Source organism: Agromyces sp. NDB4Y10, from assembly GCF_001620055.1.
Lineage (GTDB): Bacteria > Actinomycetota > Actinomycetes > Actinomycetales > Microbacteriaceae > Agromyces > Agromyces indicus.
In genome coordinates this window covers 1-16,448 of sequence record NZ_LQGY01000050.1, presented here as the reverse complement: position 1 = coordinate 16,448, position 16,448 = coordinate 1, and the positions used below count along the sequence as shown (strand labels likewise).

Genomic DNA, 16,448 nt, shown 5'->3' with positions numbered 1-16,448 from the left:
CTCCGGCGGGACACGACATCGGCGGGCCACGACTAGACTCGTTCTTCGTGTCCGAGCCCCTCCAGATCACCGAAGCCGCGGTCGACGCGGCCGTCGACGCGGCCCTCGCCGCCATCGCGGCGGCCGGCGATTCCGCCGCGCTGAAGGCCGTCCGCGCCGAGCACACCGGCGAGAAGTCCACGCTCGCGCGCCTCAACGCGTCGCTGCGCAGCGTGCCGAACGACCAGAAGGCCGCACTCGGCAAGCTGGTCGGCTCCGCCCGAGGCCGCGTCAACCAGGCCTTCGCCGCTCGCGAGGCCGAGATCGTCGCCGCCGAGGCCGAGGCGCAGCTCGCCGCCGAGGCGGTCGACGTCACGGCACTGCCGTCGCGCTTCACGCCCGGTGCGCGCCATCCGCTCACCCTGCTGCAGGACCGCGTGTGCGACGTGTTCACCGGCATGGGCTGGGAGATCGCGGAAGGCCCCGAGCTCGAGAGCGAGTGGTTCAACTTCGACGCGCTGAACTTCGACGCCGACCACCCGGCGCGCGCGATGCAGGACACCTTCTTCGTCGACCCGCCCGAGTCGCACCTCGTGCTGCGCACCCACACGAGCCCCGTGCAGGTGCGCTCGATGCTCGAGCGGGAGGTGCCGATCTACGTGCTCGCGCCGGGCCGGGTGTACCGCACCGACGAGTTCGATGCGACCCACCTGCCCGTCTTCATGCAGTTCGAGGGCCTCGCCGTCGACAAGGGCCTCACGATGGCGCACCTGCGCGGCACGCTCGACCACTTCGTGAAGTCGATCTTCGGCGACGACGCCAAGGTGCGCCTGCGCCCGAGCTTCTTCCCGTTCACCGAGCCGTCGGCCGAGCTCGACTTCTGGCACCCGACCTTCAAGGGCGGCGCCCGCTGGATCGAGTGGGGCGGCTGCGGCATGGTGCACCCCAACGTGCTCCGCGCGGCCGGCATCGACCCCGAGGAGTACACGGGCTTCGCCTTCGGCATGGGCATCGAGCGCGGGCTCATGCTCCGCAACGGCGTCCAGGACATGCGCGACATGGCCGAGGGCGACATCCGCTTCTCGCAGCAGTTCGGAATGGTGGTCTAGAGATATGCGAGTGCCGCTCAGCTGGCTCGCCGAGTACGTCGACCTGCCCCCGGGCACCTCCCTCGAGGAGGTGCACGCGGCGCTCGTGCGCGTGGGGCTCGAGGAGGAGGACGTGCACACGTTCGACCTCCAGGGCCCGATCGTGGTGGGCGAGGTCCTCGAGTTCGTCGAGGAACCGCAGTCCAACGGCAAGACCATCCGGTGGTGCCAGGTGCGCGTGGCACCCGACGGCGAGCCGGCGGCCGACGGCGGCGACGCCGTGCACGGCATCGTCTGCGGGGCCCGGAACTTCTTCGTCGGCGACAAGGTCGTCGTGACCCTGCCCGGGTCCGTGCTGCCGGGACCCTTCCCGATCGCGGCCCGCAAGACCTACGGCCACGTCTCGGACGGCATGATCGCCTCGGCGCGCGAGCTCGGCCTCGGCGAGGACCACGACGGCATCCTGCGCCTGTCGACGCTCGGCATCGACGCGCCCGTCGGCACCGACGCCATCGCGCTGCTCGGCCTCGACGACGCGGCGGTCGAGATCAACGTGACGCCCGACCGCGGCTACGCGTTCTCGATCCGCGGCGTGGCGCGCGAGTACGCGCACGCGACGGGTGCGGTCTTCCGCGACCCGGCCGAGCAGGTGGCGGCAGCGGATGGCGCGGCCGACGCGTTCCCGGTCGAGATCCGCGACGACGCGCCCATCCGCGGCCGCGTCGGCGCGAGCGTCTTCGCGACGCGCATCGTGCGCGGCATCGACGCGACCCGACCGACGCCGGCATGGATGGTGGCGCGGCTCAAGCTCGCCGGCATCCGCTCGCTGTCGCTGCCGGTCGACATCACCAACTACGTGATGCTCGAGCTCGGCCAGCCCATCCACGGCTACGACCTCGACGCGCTGCAGGGCGGCATCGTCGTGCGTCGCGCGCAGCCGGGGGAGACGCTCGAGACGCTCGACGGGAAGGTCCGCACGCTCGACCCCGAGGACCTGCTCATCACGGACGACCGGGGCGCCATCGGGCTCGCGGGCGTCATGGGCGGCGCCGACACGGAGATCGGCGACGAGACCCGCAACGTCCTCATCGAGGCGGCGAACTTCGACCCGGTGTCCATCGCCCGCACCGCCCGCCGGCACAAGCTGCCGAGCGAGGCGTCCAAGCGCTTCGAGCGCGGCGTCGACCCGGCGATCGCGGGGGCGGCGGCGGCGCGGGTCGCCCAGCTCCTCGTCGACCTCGCCGGTGGCACCGCCGACGAGGCGGGGTCGCTCATCCACGCGGCACCCGAGCGCGAGGCGATCCTGCTGCCCGACGGCTACGTCACCCGGCTCATCGGCGTCGAGTACACCGAGGCGGAGGTGCACGACGCCCTCGCCGAGATCGGCGGTCGCGTCTCCCGCGTCGACGGCGGCTTCGCCGTGGTACCGCCGAGCTGGCGTCCCGACCTCACCGCGAAGGCCGACCTGGCCGAGGAGGTCGCGCGCCTGCTCGGCTACGACCGCATCCCGTCGGTGCTGCCGGTCGCCCCGCCCGGGCGCGGCCTCACGCGGTCGCAGCGGGTGCGCCGGACGGTCGCGGACGCCCTCGCCGCCGCGGGAGCGACCGAGGTGCTCGCCTTCCCCTTCGTGACGGAGGCCGAGAACGCGCAATTCGGCTCGACGGACGGCTCGGCCGTGGCGAGCATGAAGCTCGCGAACGCGCTCGACGCCTCGACGCCGTTCCTGCGCCGCTCGCTGCTGCCCGGCCTCATCGGGGTCGCCCGCCGCAACCTCTCGCGCGGGCTCACCGACCTCGACGTGTTCGAACTCGGACTCGTCTTCCTCCCCGAGGAGGATCGCGAGTACGGCGTCGCCGACCTCCCGATCGGCTGGGAGCGTCCGGCCGACGACGTCCTGAGCGGGCTCGACGCCGGCATCCCGGCGCAGCCGCGGCACCTCGCCGTGCTCCTCACCGGCGACCGGTCCCCGAAGCAGCCCGGCCGACCGGCCGAGCCGGCCGGCATCGCCGACGCGCTCGACGCGGTGCGCCGCGTCGCCCACGCCGCCGGCGCCCGGGTCGAGTTCGCCCAGGGCGCGCACCACGCGCTCCACCCCGGACGCACCGCCGAGGTCCGGGTGGCCGGGCAGGTCGTCGGCTACGCCGGTGAGCTGCACCCGGCGCTCGCCGCCGAGGCCGACCTTCCGCGCGTCGTCGCCGTCGCCGAGGTCGACCTGGACGCGATCATCGCGCTCACCGACCCGGCCGTCGAAGCCCGGACGATCGGCACGCTGCCGGCCGCGACGCAGGACCTCTCGCTCGTGGTGGACGCCGAGGTGCCCGCCGCCGCGGTGGCCGACGCCGTGCGCGAGGGCGCCGGTGAGCTGCTCGAGGAGCTGCGCCTCGTCGACGACTACCGCGGCACCGGGGTGCCCGAGGGAGCCAAGAGCCTCACCTTCGCCCTCCGCTTCCGCGCCGTCGACCGCACGCTGACGGCCGCGGAGGCCAGCGACGCCAAGCTCGCGGGCGCGGCGGTCGCCGCCGAGCGCACGGGTGCGGCGATCCGCGAGTAGCGGCATCCGACGACCCACGCGACGGGGCGTCACGGCGGTAGCGCCGGGCGCCCCGTCGCCGTCGATGCGGGACGAGGGGGTGCCGCGACGCCGACCGCGGCGGTACCGTGGGGCATGGCCGAAGCGAAGACCCAGCCGACCGGCGCATCGGTGTCCGAGTTCCTCGCCGCCGTCGAACCCGCCGGGCGCCGCGACGACGGCTTCGAGCTGCGCGAGCTCTTCGATCGGGTCACCGACACCGACGCGGTGATGTGGGGGCCCTCGATCGTCGGCTACGGCCTGCACCACTACCGCTACGCGTCGGGTCGCGAAGGCGACTGGCCGGTCGTCGGGTTCTCGCCGCGGAAGGCGTCGATCTCGCTCTACGGGCTCCAGACGCCCGGCGCCGAGGAGCTCATCGATCGCCTCGGCAAGGTCAAGGTCGGCGCGGGCTGCCTCTGGATCGGCCGCCTGGACACGATCGACCGCCACGTGCTGGAGTCCCTCGTGGATCGGGCGTGGGTGCGCACGCGCGGCGACGACCTCTGAGCGGCGAGCCGGGGCGCGACGACCGGCATCCGAGGTCATCCGGTTTGCGAGGGCCGCGGACCGGTCGGTATGGTCGCTGCATGTCCACCGGTCGCCTCGTCACCCGCGCACGCCTCGGGCGTGCCGCTGCGGTGCGCGGTCGACGGCGAGGCGAGCGCCGAATCCAGGCGACCCCCGCGACGGGCTGATCCCGCCGTCCCGGGCGTCGCCGGAGCCGTCTCACCCGACCGATCAGCCCATAAGGTGGAATCCATGACGTATACCGTCGCCGTCTCCGGCGCGTCCGGCTACGCGGGCGGCGAGCTGCTGCGCCTGCTCGCCGACCATCCCCAGTTCGACGTGCGCACGGTCACGGCGCACTCCAACGCCGGCCAGCCGCTCACGGCGGTGCAGCCGCACCTGCGCAGCTACACGCACCTCACCCTGAAGGAGACGTCGGCCGAGACGCTCGGCGGGCACGACGTCGTCTTCCTCGCACTGCCGCACGGCGCGTCCGGCGCGATCGCGGCGCAGCTGTCCGACGAGACGCTCGTCATCGACTGCGGTGCCGACCACCGCCTGGAGGAGCAGTCCGACTGGGCCGCGTTCTACGGCGGCGACTTCCACGGCGCGTGGGCGTACGGCGTGCCGGAACTGCCGCGGCTGTCGGGCACGCAGCGCACGCGCCTGGCGAAGACGCGCCGCATCGCGGCCCCGGGCTGCAACGCCTCGACCGTGTCGCTCTCGCTCGCCCCCGGCATCCGTGCGGGCGTCATCGAGGATCGCGACATCGTCGCCGTGCTCGCGGTCGGGCCGTCCGGCGCCGGGCGTGCGCTGAAGGCGCACCTGCTGGGGTCCGAGATCCTCGGCTCGGCGAACCCGTACGCCGTGGGCGGCACCCATCGCCACCTCCCCGAGATCCGGCAGGCGCTGCGCTGGGCGGGCGCCGCCGAGCCGACGCTGTCGTTCACCCCGGTGATCGTGCCCATGTCGCGGGGCATCCTCGCGACGTCGACCGCGCGCATCGTGCCGGGCACGGATCCCGCCACGGTGCGGGCGGCGTGGGAGGACGCGTACGCCGGCGAAGCGTTCGTGCAGGTCCTGCCGGCCGGGCAGTTCCCGCGCACGGCCGACGTCGTCGGGGCGAACACGGCGCTCATGGGCCTCGCCGTCGACGAGGCGGCGGGCCGGGTCGTAGTCGTCACCGCCGTCGACAACCTCGTGAAGGGCACCGCGGGCGCCGCGATCCAGTCGGCGAACATCGCGCTCGGCCTCGCCGAGACGACTGGCCTGCCCGTGAACGGGGTCGCGCCGTGACGGTCACCGCGCCGGCGGGCTTCGAGGCGGCGGGCATCGCCGCGGGCATCAAGCGCACGGGCGCGCTCGACCTCGCACTCGTGGTCAACCGGGGTCCGAAGCAGCACGCGGCCGCCGTGTTCACCTCGAACCGCGCCAAGGCGAACCCGATCCTGTGGTCCGAGCAGGTCATCGCCGACGGCACCGTCGCCGCGGTCGTCCTGAACTCCGGCGGCGCGAACTGCTTCACCGGGCCCGAGGGGTTCCAGGTCACGCATCGCACGGCCGAGGCCGCGGCATCCGCCCTGCACGTCTCGGCGGGCGACGTGCTCGTCTGCTCGACCGGGCTCATCGGCGACCAGCTCGACGGCGAGGTGCTCGAGGAGGGCGTGCTGTCGGCCGCGAACCGGCTCGCGGCCGACGCCGCGGCGGGCGCCGATGCGGCCCGTGCGATCATGACCACCGATTCCCGCCCGAAGACGGTCGAGCTCCAGGTCGACGGATGGCGCATCGGGGGCATGGCGAAGGGCGCGGGCATGCTCGCGCCGGGCCTCGCGACCATGCTCGTCGTGCTCACGACCGACGCCGAGGTGCCGTCGCCGCAGCTGGATGCCGCGCTGCGCCAGGCCACGCGGGTGACCTTCGACCGCCTCGACTCCGACGGCTGCATGTCGACGAACGACCAGGTCACGCTGCTGGCCTCGGGGGCGTCGGGCGTCGTCCCCGACCCCGAGACGTTCGCCGAGGCGCTCACGACCGCGTGCCGCGACCTCGCGCTGCAGCTGCAGGCCGATGCCGAGGGCGCGAGCCACGACATCGCCATCGAGGTCCGCGGCGCGGTCACCGAGGAGGACGCGGTCGAGGTCGGCCGGTCCGTCGCGCGCAACAACCTGTTCAAGGCCGCGATCTTCGGGAACGACCCGAACTGGGGCCGCGTGCTCGCCGCGATCGGCACGACGCGGGCGCCGTTCGATCCCTACCTCGTCGACGTCACCATGAACGGGGTCCGGGTCTGCCACGCCGGTCGTCCCGACCGGCCGCGCGACGCCGTCGACCTCACGCCGCGCGCGACGCACGTGCTCGTCGAGCTGCACGCCGGCGAGGCCTCCGCGACGATCTGGACGAACGACCTCACCCACGACTACGTGCACGAGAACAGCGCGTACTCGAGTTGAGCATGAGCGAGGAGCAGATGAACCCCGACGGCGACGCCCGAGCGGATGCCGCTGCCGCCGCCCGCAAGGCCGAGACCCTGATCGAGTCGCTGCCGTGGTTGAAGCGCTTCCACGGCGAGATCATCGTCGTGAAGTTCGGCGGCAACGCGATGGTGAGTCCCGAGCTGCAGCGCGCCTTCGCGGAGGACATGGTCTACCTGCGGTACGCGGGCATCCGGCCGGTCGTCGTGCACGGCGGCGGCCCGCAGATCTCGTCGATGCTCGAACGGCTCGGCATCCCGAGCGAGTTCCGCGGCGGCTACCGCGTCACCACCCCGGAGACGATGGACGTCGTGCGGATGGTGCTGTCGGGCCAGGTCAACCGCGAGCTCGTGAGCCTCATCAACGAGCACGGGCCGCTGGCCGCGGGCCTCTCGGGCGAGGATGCCGGCCTCTTCCGGGGCCGCCGCCGCGGCGCGGTCGTCGACGGCGAGGAGGTCGACCTGGGACTCGTCGGCGACGTCGTCGAGGTCGACCCGGAGGGCGTGCTGGCCCAGCTCGAGGCCCGGCGCATCCCCGTCGTCTCCTCGATCGCCCCGGATCTCGACCAGCCGGGCCTGTCGCTGAACGTCAACGCCGACTCGGCCGCGGCGTCGCTCGCGGTCGCGCTCGGCGCGGCGAAGCTCGTGATCCTCACCGACGTGGCCGGGCTGTACCGCGATTGGCCCAACCGCGACTCGCTCGTCTCCGAGATCACGGCGCCCGAGCTCGAGGCGCTGCTCCCCTCGCTCGAGTCGGGCATGATCCCGAAGATGGCCGCGTGCCTCGAGGCGGTCGAGGGCGGCGTGCCGAAGGCGGCGATCATCGACGGCCGCGTCCCGCACTCGATCCTGCTCGAGATCTTCACGCAGCAGGGCATCGGCACCGAGGTGGTCGCGGCGACGGATGCCGCGGCATCCGCTGCCGGCACGACGACGGATGCCACGGGGGCACGCTCGTGAGCGCGGCGACGGAGCACTGGCGCGACCGCTTCGGCCGTCGCATGATGCGCACGCTCGGGATGCCGCTGGCCAAGCTCGAGCGCGGCGAGGGCTGCTGGGTCGAGGACGACGAGGGCAACCGCTACCTCGACTTCCTCGCCGGGATCGCGGTGAACTCGCTCGGCCACGCCCACCCGGTGTTCGTCGAGGCGGTGTCGCGGCAGGCCGCGACGCTCGCGCACGTGTCGAACTACTTCGCCACCGCGCCCGCGCTCGAACTCGCCGACCGGCTCGTCCGGCTGAGCGGCGCGGGGGAGTCCGGCCGGGTCTGGTTCGGCAACTCCGGCGCGGAGGCCAACGAGGCCGCGTTCAAGCTGGCACGGCTGAATAACTCCGGCGGGGCCCGGACGCGCGTCCTCGCGCTCGTCGACGCCTTCCACGGCCGCACGATGGGCTCGCTGGCGCTGACCGGCAAGCCCGCCATGCGCGACGGCTTCGAGCCGCTCCCCGGGGGCGTCCAGCACCTGCCGTCGACGATCGGTGCGCTCGAGGCCGAGATGGACGAGTCGGTCGCGGCCCTGATCCTCGAGCCGATCAAGGGCGAGGCGGGCGTGCTCGACCTGCCCGACGGCTACCTGCAGGCGGCTCGCGACCTGACCCGCCGGCACGGGGCGCTCCTCATCATCGACGAGGTGCAGACCGGTGCCGGTCGCACCGGAGCCTGGTTCGCGTTCCAGCACGCGGGCATCGTGCCCGATGCGATCACCGTCGCCAAGGGCATCGGCGGCGGCATCCCGATCGGAGCGCTCGTCACGTTCGGCGACGCCTCCGAGCTGTACTCGAAGGGACAGCACGGGTCGACGTTCGGCGGGAACCCGCTCGCGACCGCCGTCGCGGGCGCCGTGCTCGACGAGATCGAACGCGCCGACCTCGTCGGCAACGCGGCCCGCCGCGGCGCCGAACTGCGCGAGCGCGTGCTCGCCATGGGATCGCCGCTCGTCGGGGGCGTGCGCGGCCGCGGACTGCTCCTCGGCATCGCGCTGACCGAACCGGTCGCCCCGGCCCTGTCGGCGGCGGCACTCGAGGCCGGACTCATCGTCAACGCCGCCAACGACTCCACCGTCCGCCTCGCGCCGCCGCTCATCGTCGGCGACGGCGAACTCGACGAATTCGAGGCGCGCTTCGCCCGGGCCCTCGCCACGGTGTCCGAACCGCGCCGCTGACCACCTGCGCCGAGGCGCACGAACGGAAGACCACATGACGCGACACTTCCTCCGCGACGACGACATCACGCCCGCCGAGCAGTCCGAGATCCTCGATCTCGCCGCGCGCCTCAAGGCCGACCGCTGGTCAGAGCAGCCGCTGGCCGGGCCGCAGACGGTCGCGGTCATCTTCGACAAGTCCTCCACGCGCACGCGCGTCTCGTTCGCGGTCGGCATCGCCGACCTCGGCGGCTCGCCGCTGGTCATCTCGACGGCGTCCAGCCAGCTCGGCGGGAAGGAGACGCCGTCCGACACCGCCCGCGTGCTTGAGCGGATGGTGTCGGCGATCGTCTGGCGCACGTATGCGCAGGCCGGCCTCGACGAGATGGCCGCCGGCACCACGGTGCCGGTCGTCAACGCGCTCTCCGACGACTTCCACCCGTGCCAGCTCCTCGCGGACCTCCTCACCATCCGGGAGCACAAGGGCCGGCTCGACGGCCTCACCGTCGCCTTCCTCGGCGACGGCGCCTCCAACATGGCGCAGTCGTACGTCCTCGCCGGGGCGACCGCGGGCATGCACGTGCGCGTCGCGTCGCCCGAGGAGTTCGCGCCCGCGGCATCCGTCGTCGCCGACGCCGACCGCATCGCCGCCGGCACCGGCGGCTCGGTGACGCTGTACACCGACCCGGCCGAGGCCGCCGCCGGGGCCGACGTCGTCGTGACCGACACCTGGGTCTCGATGGGCAAGGAGGACGAGAAGGCGCACCGCGTCGCGACCTTCGGCCGCTACCGGGTCGATCGCGAACTGATGTCGCTCGCCAAGCCCGACGCGGTCTTCATGCACTGCCTGCCCGCCGACCGCGGCTACGAGGTCACCGCCGACGTCATCGACGGGCCGCAGTCGATCATCTGGGATGAGGCGGAGAACCGGCTGCACGCGCAGAAGGCGCTGCTCGTCTGGCTCCTCGCCAGGAAGGACGCGTGAGCATGGCCGACGCGCACGGCACGCACGGCACCAACGAGGGATCGCTCTGGGGCGCCCGCTTCGCCGCAGGACCGTCGCCCGAACTGCAGCGGCTGTCGAAGTCCACGCACTTCGACTGGCAGCTCGCGCCCTACGACCTCGCCGGCTCGCGCGCCCACGCCCGGGCGCTGGCCGCCGCGGGCTACCTCGACCCCGGCGAGCTCGACCGCATGCTCGCCGGACTCGACGCGCTCGAGGCCCGCTTCCTCGCGGGCGAGCTCGTCGCCGCCGACTCCGACGAGGACGTGCACGGCGCGCTCGAAGCCGCGCTCATCGCCGAAGTCGGCCCCGAGCTCGGCGGCAAGCTCCGCGCCGGTCGCAGCCGCAACGACCAGATCGCGACCCTCGTGCGCCTCTACCTGAAGGACCACGCCGCGACCATCGGTCGGCAGCTCGTGCACCTCATCGACGCGCTCGCCGCCCAGGCCGACGCCCACCGCACGGCGATCATGCCCGGCCGCACCCACCTGCAGCACGCGCAGCCCGTGCTCCTCGCGCACCACCTCCTGGCGCACGGCTGGGCGCTGTCGCGCGACCTCGAGCGCCTCATCGACTGGCTGAAGCGCGCCGACGTCTCGCCCTACGGCGGCGGCGCGCTCGCCGGGTCGACGCTCGGGCTCGATGCGGCATCCGTCGCCCGCGATCTCGGACTCGCCGCACCGGCCGAGAACTCCATCGACGGCACGGCGAGCCGCGATGTCGTGGCCGAGTTCGCGTTCGTCGCCGCGATGATCGGCATCGACCTGTCGCGCATCTCCGAGGAGGTCATCCTCTGGAACACGCGCGAGTTCGGCTTCGTGACCCTCGACGACGCGTACTCGACCGGGTCGTCGATCATGCCGCAGAAGAAGAACCCCGACATCGCCGAGCTCGCGCGTGGCAAGTCCGGCCGACTCATCGGCAACCTCACCGGCCTGCTCGCGACGCTCAAGGCCCTGCCGCTCGCCTACAACCGCGACCTGCAGGAGGACAAGGAGCCCGTGTTCGACTCGGTCGAGACGCTCGAGGTCCTGCTGCCGGCGTTCACGGGCATGGTCGAGACGCTCACGTTCCACACCGACCGGATGGCCGAGCTGGCCCCGGCCGGCTTCTCGCTGGCGACGGATGTCGCGGAGTGGCTCGTGCAGCGCCACGTGCCGTTCCGCGACGCGCACGAGATCACCGGCGCCCTCGTGCGGTACGCCGAGCAGCACGGGCTCGAACTGCACGAGGTCGACGACGCGGGCCTGGCGGCGGTCTCGCCGCATCTGACGCCGGAGGTCCGCCAGGTGCTGACGATCGAGGGCTCCGTGGCGAGCCGCGACGGTGTCGGCGGCACCGCGCCGGTCCGCGTCGACGCGCAGTTCGCCGCGCTCGCCGATCGGGTGCGTCACCTCGTGCAGGCCCTGCCGGGCGGCGACGCCTGATCGTGTCGCCGGAGCGATCGGGCGCGGGTGCGGGTGAGGGCTCGGGCTCGGGTGAGCGGATGTCGGCGCCGGCCGGCGCCGACCACCTCGTGCGACCCGACCGGGAGTGGTTCGCCCGCGACTCCGTCGAGCTCGCCCCGCTGCTGCTCGGTGCGGTGCTCGCGCACGAGTCGGACGAGGGGCGCGTCGCCGTCCGGCTCGCCGAGGTGGAGGCCTACCGGGGCGTCGGCGAGGATCCCGGGTCGCACGGGTTCCGCGGCATGACCGCGCGCAATGCGGTGATGTTCGGCGAGGGCGGGCACCTCTACGCGTACTTCACCTACGGGATGCACGTGTGCATCAACATCGTCGCAGGATGGGCCGGGCGGTCCGCCGGCGTACTGCTGCGCGGCGGCACGATCGTCGAGGGCGTCGATCTCGCGCGCGCTCGTCGCGGGCGCTCGACCGACCGTGATCTCGCTCGCGGCCCGGCACGTCTGGCGCAGGCCCTCGGCGTGCCCCTGGCCCGGAACGGTGCCGACCTGCTCGCACCGCCGTTCGAGTTGCGCGTGCCGGCGGCGGCGCTGCCGCACGAGACCGGCCCGCGGACGGGCATCAGCGGCGCCGGGGGAGCGGTCGACTACCCGTGGCGGTTCTGGCTCCCCGGTGACCCCGGAGTCTCGGTGTACCGGCGCCATCCGCGGTCGCACTGACCTCGGACGCCGTTCGCCCGCCGACGATCGGGTCGTCGCTCAGCGGTCGCGGCGCTCAGCGGGTCGCCAGATGCACGGCGAGCGCTGCCGCGCACGCCCAGATGAGGCTCGCGAAGGTGCCGATGATGAACCGCTCGCGCGCCTCCGGTGCCTCGAGCTCGGTGAACCGGCCGACGCCCTTGACCGCCACCACGATGGCCAGTCCCTCGGGGAAGCCGGCGATGATCGAGCCGGCCGCGCCGAGGCGCTCGAGCACGCCGATCGTGAGGCCTCCGCGGAGCACCTCGCGGCGGGGCGCGGCAACGCCCGCGACGGCCGGCTGATCCGACTTCACCGCGACGAGGATGCCGCCGTGCGCGCCGGGCGGCGCGCTCGAACCCATGGCCAGCTGCAGCGCAGTGGCGGCTGCCGGGCTGCCGCCGAACACGGCGACGACCATGCCGAGCAGTGCGACGAGGGGCGCCGCGACGGTCGGGACCGGATCGGGCGCGGTTGCGGCGGCGACGATCGAGACGACGACCGCGCCGGCGGCGGGCCAGAGGAGGATCGGCCGCGGCCGGAGGTACGCGAGCACGGACAGCACGCCGGCGCCGGCGAGCGCCGCGATGATCACGGCCCAGCCGAGCGCCGACATCGCCTCGACGAGGTTCACGGGTCCTCCTCCTGGGCCGTCCGGGTCCGGACGGGATGGGTCGACGGCCGCCCGACGAGCCTAGCGAGCCGGTCCGTCATGGCGGACCTCCGCGAGCGGAGCGTCGCCGTCGCCGTCACCGTCGGCTTCGGCGCCGCGGCGGTCGAGCTCGGCGAGCAGGCGGACGAGCGCGGGCAGCGCGTCGCCGTCGGCGTTCCACTGCGCGGCCCGGAGGCGTTGGCTGACCGCGGCATCCGAGATGCCGAGGAGCCGCGCGGCGTCCTTCTGCGTGCGGCCGTCGCGGACCAGGTCGACCGCCTCCCAGCCCTGCGGCGTCCGCCGGTCGCGGAGGAGGAGCAGGAGCCGGACGAGCGCTTCGACCTGGGCGGCGTCGAGCGTGCCGGGTCGATCGTCGGCGGCACGCAGCGCGAAGCGCGCGTCCGCCCGCTTGGCCGCATCGACCGCTTCGCGCGCGGCGATGAAGGCGGGGCCGGCGGCCTTGCGCACGGCGTCGGGCAGCGGCTCGCGGACGTCGCCGACTCCCAGGCCGATGCTCCACCGCTCGGCTCGGTGCAGGGCGAGGACGAGGTCGAGCGCCGTGCCGGGATCGGCCGTGATCGCCTGCACCTCGTCACCGGCGGTCTGGTCGACGGGGAGGGCGAGGCGGTCGCCGTATTCGGCCTGGAGCTCCTCCTGCATCGCCGCCGAGCGGTCGATGTCGGCTCGGCTGCCGATCTGGTCTGCGGTGATGACGAACATGACACCTCCTCCACCGAAGGTAGCAGACTTCAACGGATCCGATCAAGGATGCAGACTTCACCGCGCGGAGTGAAGCCCAGGGCCTTCGTGGGCGAAGAGAGCCGCGCTGCTACCCTTGCAGTCGTGTCCGACCCCGCCATCCTCGCCGAGCAGCAGAACGACCCGACGTTCGACGATGTGTGGGAGGAGCTGCGCTGGCGCGGACTGGTCCACGTGTCCACCGACGAGGCGGCGCTCAAGGAGCTGCTGGCCGGCGACCCGATCACCTACTACTGCGGCTTCGACCCGACCGCGCCCAGCCTGCACCTCGGCAACCTGGTGCAGATCCTGACGCTCCGACGCCTCCAGCTCGCGGGGCACAAGCCGCTCGGCCTCGTCGGCGGCTCCACGGGACTCATCGGCGATCCGCGTCCCACGGCCGAGCGCACGCTCAACACCAAGGAGACCGTGGCCGAGTGGGTCGAACGGCTCCGGGCGCAGGTGAGCCGGTTCCTCTCGGCGGAGGGAGAGAATGCGGTCCGCATGGTGAACAACCTGGACTGGACCGCCGACCTCTCCGCGATCGACTTCCTCCGCGACATCGGCAAGCACTACCGCGTCGGCACGATGCTGAAGAAGGATGCCGTCGCCTCGCGCCTCAACTCCGAGGCGGGCATCAGCTACACGGAGTTCAGCTACCAGATCCTCCAGGGCTACGACTTCCTCGAGCTCTACCGCCAGTACGGCTGCGTGCTGCAGACGGGCGGGAGCGACCAGTGGGGCAACCTCACGAGCGGCACCGACCTGATCCATCGCGTCGAGGGCGTCCACGTCCACGCCATCGGCACGCCGCTCATCACGAACTCCGACGGCACCAAGTTCGGCAAGAGCGAGGGCAACGCCATCTGGCTCGACGCCGACATGTGCAGCCCCTACCGCTTCTACCAGTTCTGGCTCAACACCGACGACGCCGACGTGATCTCGCGGCTCAAGGTGTTCACGTTCCTCACGCGCGAACGCATCGAGGAACTCGCAGAGAAGGTCGCGACTGAGCCGTTCCGTCGCGAGGCCCAGCGCGTGCTCGCGCACGAGGTGACGACGCTCGTGCATGGGGCGGATGCCACGGCGGCCGTGGTCGCCGCGTCCCAGGCGCTGTTCGGCCAGGGCGATCTCGCTGCGCTCGACCGCGACACGCTCGAGGCCGCGCTCCGGGAGTTGCCGCACGTCGAGGCCGAGCCCGGCGCCTCCGTCGCGCAGCTCCTCGTCGACACCGGGCTCGTGTCGAGCCTCAGCGAGGGCCGGCGCGCGATCGCGCAGGGCGGCGTCTCGCTCGACAACGCGCGCATCGACGACGATGCCGCCACCATCGCCGACCGCGTCGCGTCCGGCGGCATGGCGGTGCTCCGTCGCGGCAAGAAGACCCTCGCGGGCGTCTTCGTCCGGTAGGCGGCCATGACGCGAGAAGCCGCCGATCGCCTTCTCGCACGGGTGTGGTCCGAGCTCGGCCGCGACGAGGGCGAACTGGCGCTGCTCGCGCCCTTGCCCGACGCGCCGCTCCCCGCGCGGCTCGACGTGTCGGCCCTCGCCGTGGCCTCCGCCGCCGCCGCCAGTCTCGCCGGATGGGCGCACGCCGCCACGCCGGGATCCATCCGGCTCGACGGGGACCGGATCGCCGGCGCCTTCCAGAGCGAGCGGGTGGCGCGGTTCGACGGCGTCGCGCCCGAAGTCTGGTCACCGCTCTCCGGGTTCCGACGTGCGCGCGACGGCTGGGTGCGCACGCATGGCAACTACCCGCACCATGCGGCCGCACTGCGCCGCGTCCTCGGGTTGTCGAACGCGGATGCCGCGGTGCCGGCGCTGGTCGACGCGGCCGTCGCCGAGCGCGGGGCCCGCGAGCTCGCCGCCGAGGTGACCGAGGCGGGCGGCATGTGCGTCGTCGTCGAGCCCGAGGATCCGGCCGCGGACGCGCGCCTGGCGTCCGGGCCGCTGATCGAGCTCGTCCAGCTCGGCGACGCGCCCGTTCGGCCACCGACCGGATCGGAGGCCGGCCCGCTGCCCCTCGCGGGGATCCGGGTCCTCGACCTCACGCGCGTGATCGCGGGACCGGTCGCGACGCGCACGCTCGCGCTGCTCGGTGCCCAGGTGCTCCGCATCGACCCGCCCGAGCCCGCCGAGCTCGGCTGGCAGCACCTCGAGGGCGGGCCCGGCAAGCGGACGGCGCTCCTCGACGCGCGCACGGCCGACGGCGCGGCGCGACTCGACGCACTCGTCGCCGGAGCCGACGTGGTCGTGCTCGGGTACCGGCCGAACTCCTTGGCCGGGATCGGCCTCGACCCGGCGAGCCTCGCCGCGCGCCATCCGGGTCTCGTGGTCGGACAGCTCTCGGCCTGGGGTCACGAGGGCGACGCGGCACGCCGAGGCGGGTTCGACAGCCTGGTCCAGGCGGCGAGCGGCATCGCCCTGATCGAGGGCACGGACGGCGCCCCCGGCTCCCTGCCCGCCCAGGCACTGGACCACGCGTCCGGGTACCTGCTCGCCGCGGCGATCTGCTCGCTGCTCGACCGCCGCCGGCTCGAGGGCGGCAGCCTCCTCGCGCGACTCTCGCTCCGCCGGACCGCGGCCGAGCTGCTGCGCCTTCCGCGACGGACCGACTCGGCCGGCCCGCGGTCACTCGACGACGCCGCCCGCGAGGCCCTCGCCGTCGACCTCGCTGGGCCGGCCGGCACCCAGCGGATCGCGGTGCCCGCGATCGCCTCCCCGGCGGGGCCGATGGAGTGGGGGAGCCCACCGCATGCGTGGGGCTCGGATGCCCCGGAATGGGCGGAATGACGGGCGACACGCCCGGGATGCAGGGCCGAGTTGCAGCAGCCCCGGGAGATACGTAAAGTATTCATTCGTTGCCCCACAGGAGCGAGAGAAGCGAGAGAGCTTCTCCTCCTCAAGCGGCACGAACAATCCCGAACCTGATGACGACTCGATCGTCCGGGTTCGAAGCGTCCGGAACGGTCCCCAGTGGATCACCGGATGGAGAACAGAACAGCCCCGGCTGATCGGTCCGCGTCGAGCGACCGTGACCCGGGTGCGTCCGTTCCTTGAGAACTCAACAGCGTGCACTATGTTCAATGCCAATTTTTTGAACCCCGTGTTCTCCTGCTTCGGTGGGGGGACGGGTTTCCTTTGATTGATGGACAATTTGATTT

The 16,448-nt window shown here is 73.2% G+C and carries 14 protein-coding genes; 12 read left to right on the top strand and 2 right to left on the bottom strand.

Features of this window, described 5'->3' with window-relative positions; all coding sequences use genetic code 11:
* Window positions 1-47 precede the first annotated feature (47 nt).
* The 10 genes from pheS (at window position 48) to AVP42_RS11520 (ending at window position 11,879) form a co-directional block, all read left to right on the top strand.
* Window positions 48-1,088, top strand: coding sequence for a phenylalanine--tRNA ligase subunit alpha (gene pheS, locus AVP42_RS11565; protein WP_067949193.1), 1,041 nt, complete (start codon window positions 48-50; stop codon window positions 1,086-1,088).
* Between the two features lie 4 nt (window positions 1,089-1,092).
* Window positions 1,093-3,618, top strand: a complete 2,526-nt coding sequence (gene pheT, locus AVP42_RS11560; RefSeq protein ID WP_067949191.1) for a phenylalanine--tRNA ligase subunit beta — start codon at window positions 1,093-1,095, stop codon at window positions 3,616-3,618.
* 114 nt (window positions 3,619-3,732) lie between these two features.
* Window positions 3,733-4,146, top strand: a complete 414-nt coding sequence (locus tag AVP42_RS11555) for a DUF1801 domain-containing protein (protein ID WP_067949189.1) — start codon at window positions 3,733-3,735, stop codon at window positions 4,144-4,146.
* A 252-nt stretch (window positions 4,147-4,398) separates the two neighbouring features.
* Window positions 4,399-5,442 (top strand): N-acetyl-gamma-glutamyl-phosphate reductase, encoded by a 1,044-nt coding sequence (gene argC, locus AVP42_RS11550; protein ID WP_067949187.1) that lies wholly within the window; start codon window positions 4,399-4,401, stop codon window positions 5,440-5,442.
* A complete protein-coding gene (argJ, locus tag AVP42_RS11545) occupies window positions 5,439-6,596 on the top strand; it encodes a bifunctional glutamate N-acetyltransferase/amino-acid acetyltransferase ArgJ (RefSeq protein WP_067949185.1) in 1,158 nt (385 codons plus the stop codon). Before argC ends, argJ begins: the two co-directional genes overlap by 4 nt.
* A gap of 17 nt (window positions 6,597-6,613) precedes the next feature.
* A complete protein-coding gene (gene argB / locus AVP42_RS11540; protein ID WP_157356815.1) occupies window positions 6,614-7,576 on the top strand; it encodes an acetylglutamate kinase in 963 nt (320 codons plus the stop codon).
* Window positions 7,573-8,778, top strand: coding sequence for an acetylornithine transaminase (locus AVP42_RS11535; RefSeq protein WP_369798142.1), 1,206 nt, complete (start codon window positions 7,573-7,575; stop codon window positions 8,776-8,778). The genes argB and AVP42_RS11535 overlap by 4 nt, the downstream gene beginning before the upstream one ends.
* A gap of 34 nt (window positions 8,779-8,812) precedes the next feature.
* Window positions 8,813-9,742 (top strand): ornithine carbamoyltransferase, encoded by a 930-nt coding sequence (gene argF / locus AVP42_RS11530; RefSeq protein WP_067949181.1) that lies wholly within the window; start codon window positions 8,813-8,815, stop codon window positions 9,740-9,742.
* Between the two features lie 2 nt (window positions 9,743-9,744).
* Window positions 9,745-11,187 carry an argininosuccinate lyase gene (gene argH / locus AVP42_RS11525; protein ID WP_067949179.1) on the top strand — a complete coding sequence of 481 codons (1,443 nt, stop codon included), beginning with the start codon at window positions 9,745-9,747 and terminating at the stop codon, window positions 11,185-11,187.
* Between the two features lie 59 nt (window positions 11,188-11,246).
* The gene (locus AVP42_RS11520) at window positions 11,247-11,879 is read left to right on the top strand and encodes a DNA-3-methyladenine glycosylase (protein WP_067949177.1); all 633 of its coding nucleotides are present in this window, start codon (window positions 11,247-11,249) and stop codon (window positions 11,877-11,879) included.
* Window positions 11,880-11,934: 55 nt separating this feature from the next.
* Here the strand turns inward: AVP42_RS11520 and AVP42_RS16920 are convergent, their stop codons facing one another.
* Window positions 11,935-12,531 (bottom strand): hypothetical protein, encoded by a 597-nt coding sequence (locus tag AVP42_RS16920; RefSeq protein ID WP_067949175.1) that lies wholly within the window; start codon window positions 12,529-12,531, stop codon window positions 11,935-11,937.
* Window positions 12,532-12,591: 60 nt separating this feature from the next.
* Window positions 12,592-13,269, bottom strand: a complete 678-nt coding sequence (locus tag AVP42_RS11510; RefSeq protein ID WP_067949173.1) for a DNA-binding protein — start codon at window positions 13,267-13,269, stop codon at window positions 12,592-12,594.
* 123 nt (window positions 13,270-13,392) lie between these two features.
* Between AVP42_RS11510 and tyrS the strand changes: the two genes are divergently transcribed.
* Window positions 13,393-14,694, top strand: coding sequence for a tyrosine--tRNA ligase (gene tyrS / locus AVP42_RS11505; protein ID WP_231878611.1), 1,302 nt, complete (start codon window positions 13,393-13,395; stop codon window positions 14,692-14,694).
* A 6-nt stretch (window positions 14,695-14,700) separates the two neighbouring features.
* Window positions 14,701-16,077, top strand: a complete 1,377-nt coding sequence (locus AVP42_RS11500; RefSeq protein ID WP_082847204.1) for a CoA transferase — start codon at window positions 14,701-14,703, stop codon at window positions 16,075-16,077.
* The last annotated feature ends 371 nt before the right edge of the window (window positions 16,078-16,448 follow it).

Coding starts and splice junctions, on each gene's coding strand:
- pheT (WP_067949191.1), top strand. CDS start 1,093: ATGCGAGTGCCGCTCAGCTGGCTCGCCGAGTACGTCGACCTGCCCCCG.
- argH (WP_067949179.1), top strand. CDS start 9,745: ATGGCCGACGCGCACGGCACGCACGGCACCAACGAGGGATCGCTCTGG.
- argC (WP_067949187.1), top strand. CDS start 4,399: ATGACGTATACCGTCGCCGTCTCCGGCGCGTCCGGCTACGCGGGCGGC.
- AVP42_RS11520 (WP_067949177.1), top strand. CDS start 11,247: ATGTCGGCGCCGGCCGGCGCCGACCACCTCGTGCGACCCGACCGGGAG.
- argB (WP_157356815.1), top strand. CDS start 6,614: ATGAACCCCGACGGCGACGCCCGAGCGGATGCCGCTGCCGCCGCCCGC.
- AVP42_RS11500 (WP_082847204.1), top strand. CDS start 14,701: ATGACGCGAGAAGCCGCCGATCGCCTTCTCGCACGGGTGTGGTCCGAG.
- AVP42_RS11510 (WP_067949173.1), bottom strand. CDS start 13,269: ATGTTCGTCATCACCGCAGACCAGATCGGCAGCCGAGCCGACATCGAC.
- argF (WP_067949181.1), top strand. CDS start 8,813: ATGACGCGACACTTCCTCCGCGACGACGACATCACGCCCGCCGAGCAG.
- AVP42_RS11555 (WP_067949189.1), top strand. CDS start 3,733: ATGGCCGAAGCGAAGACCCAGCCGACCGGCGCATCGGTGTCCGAGTTC.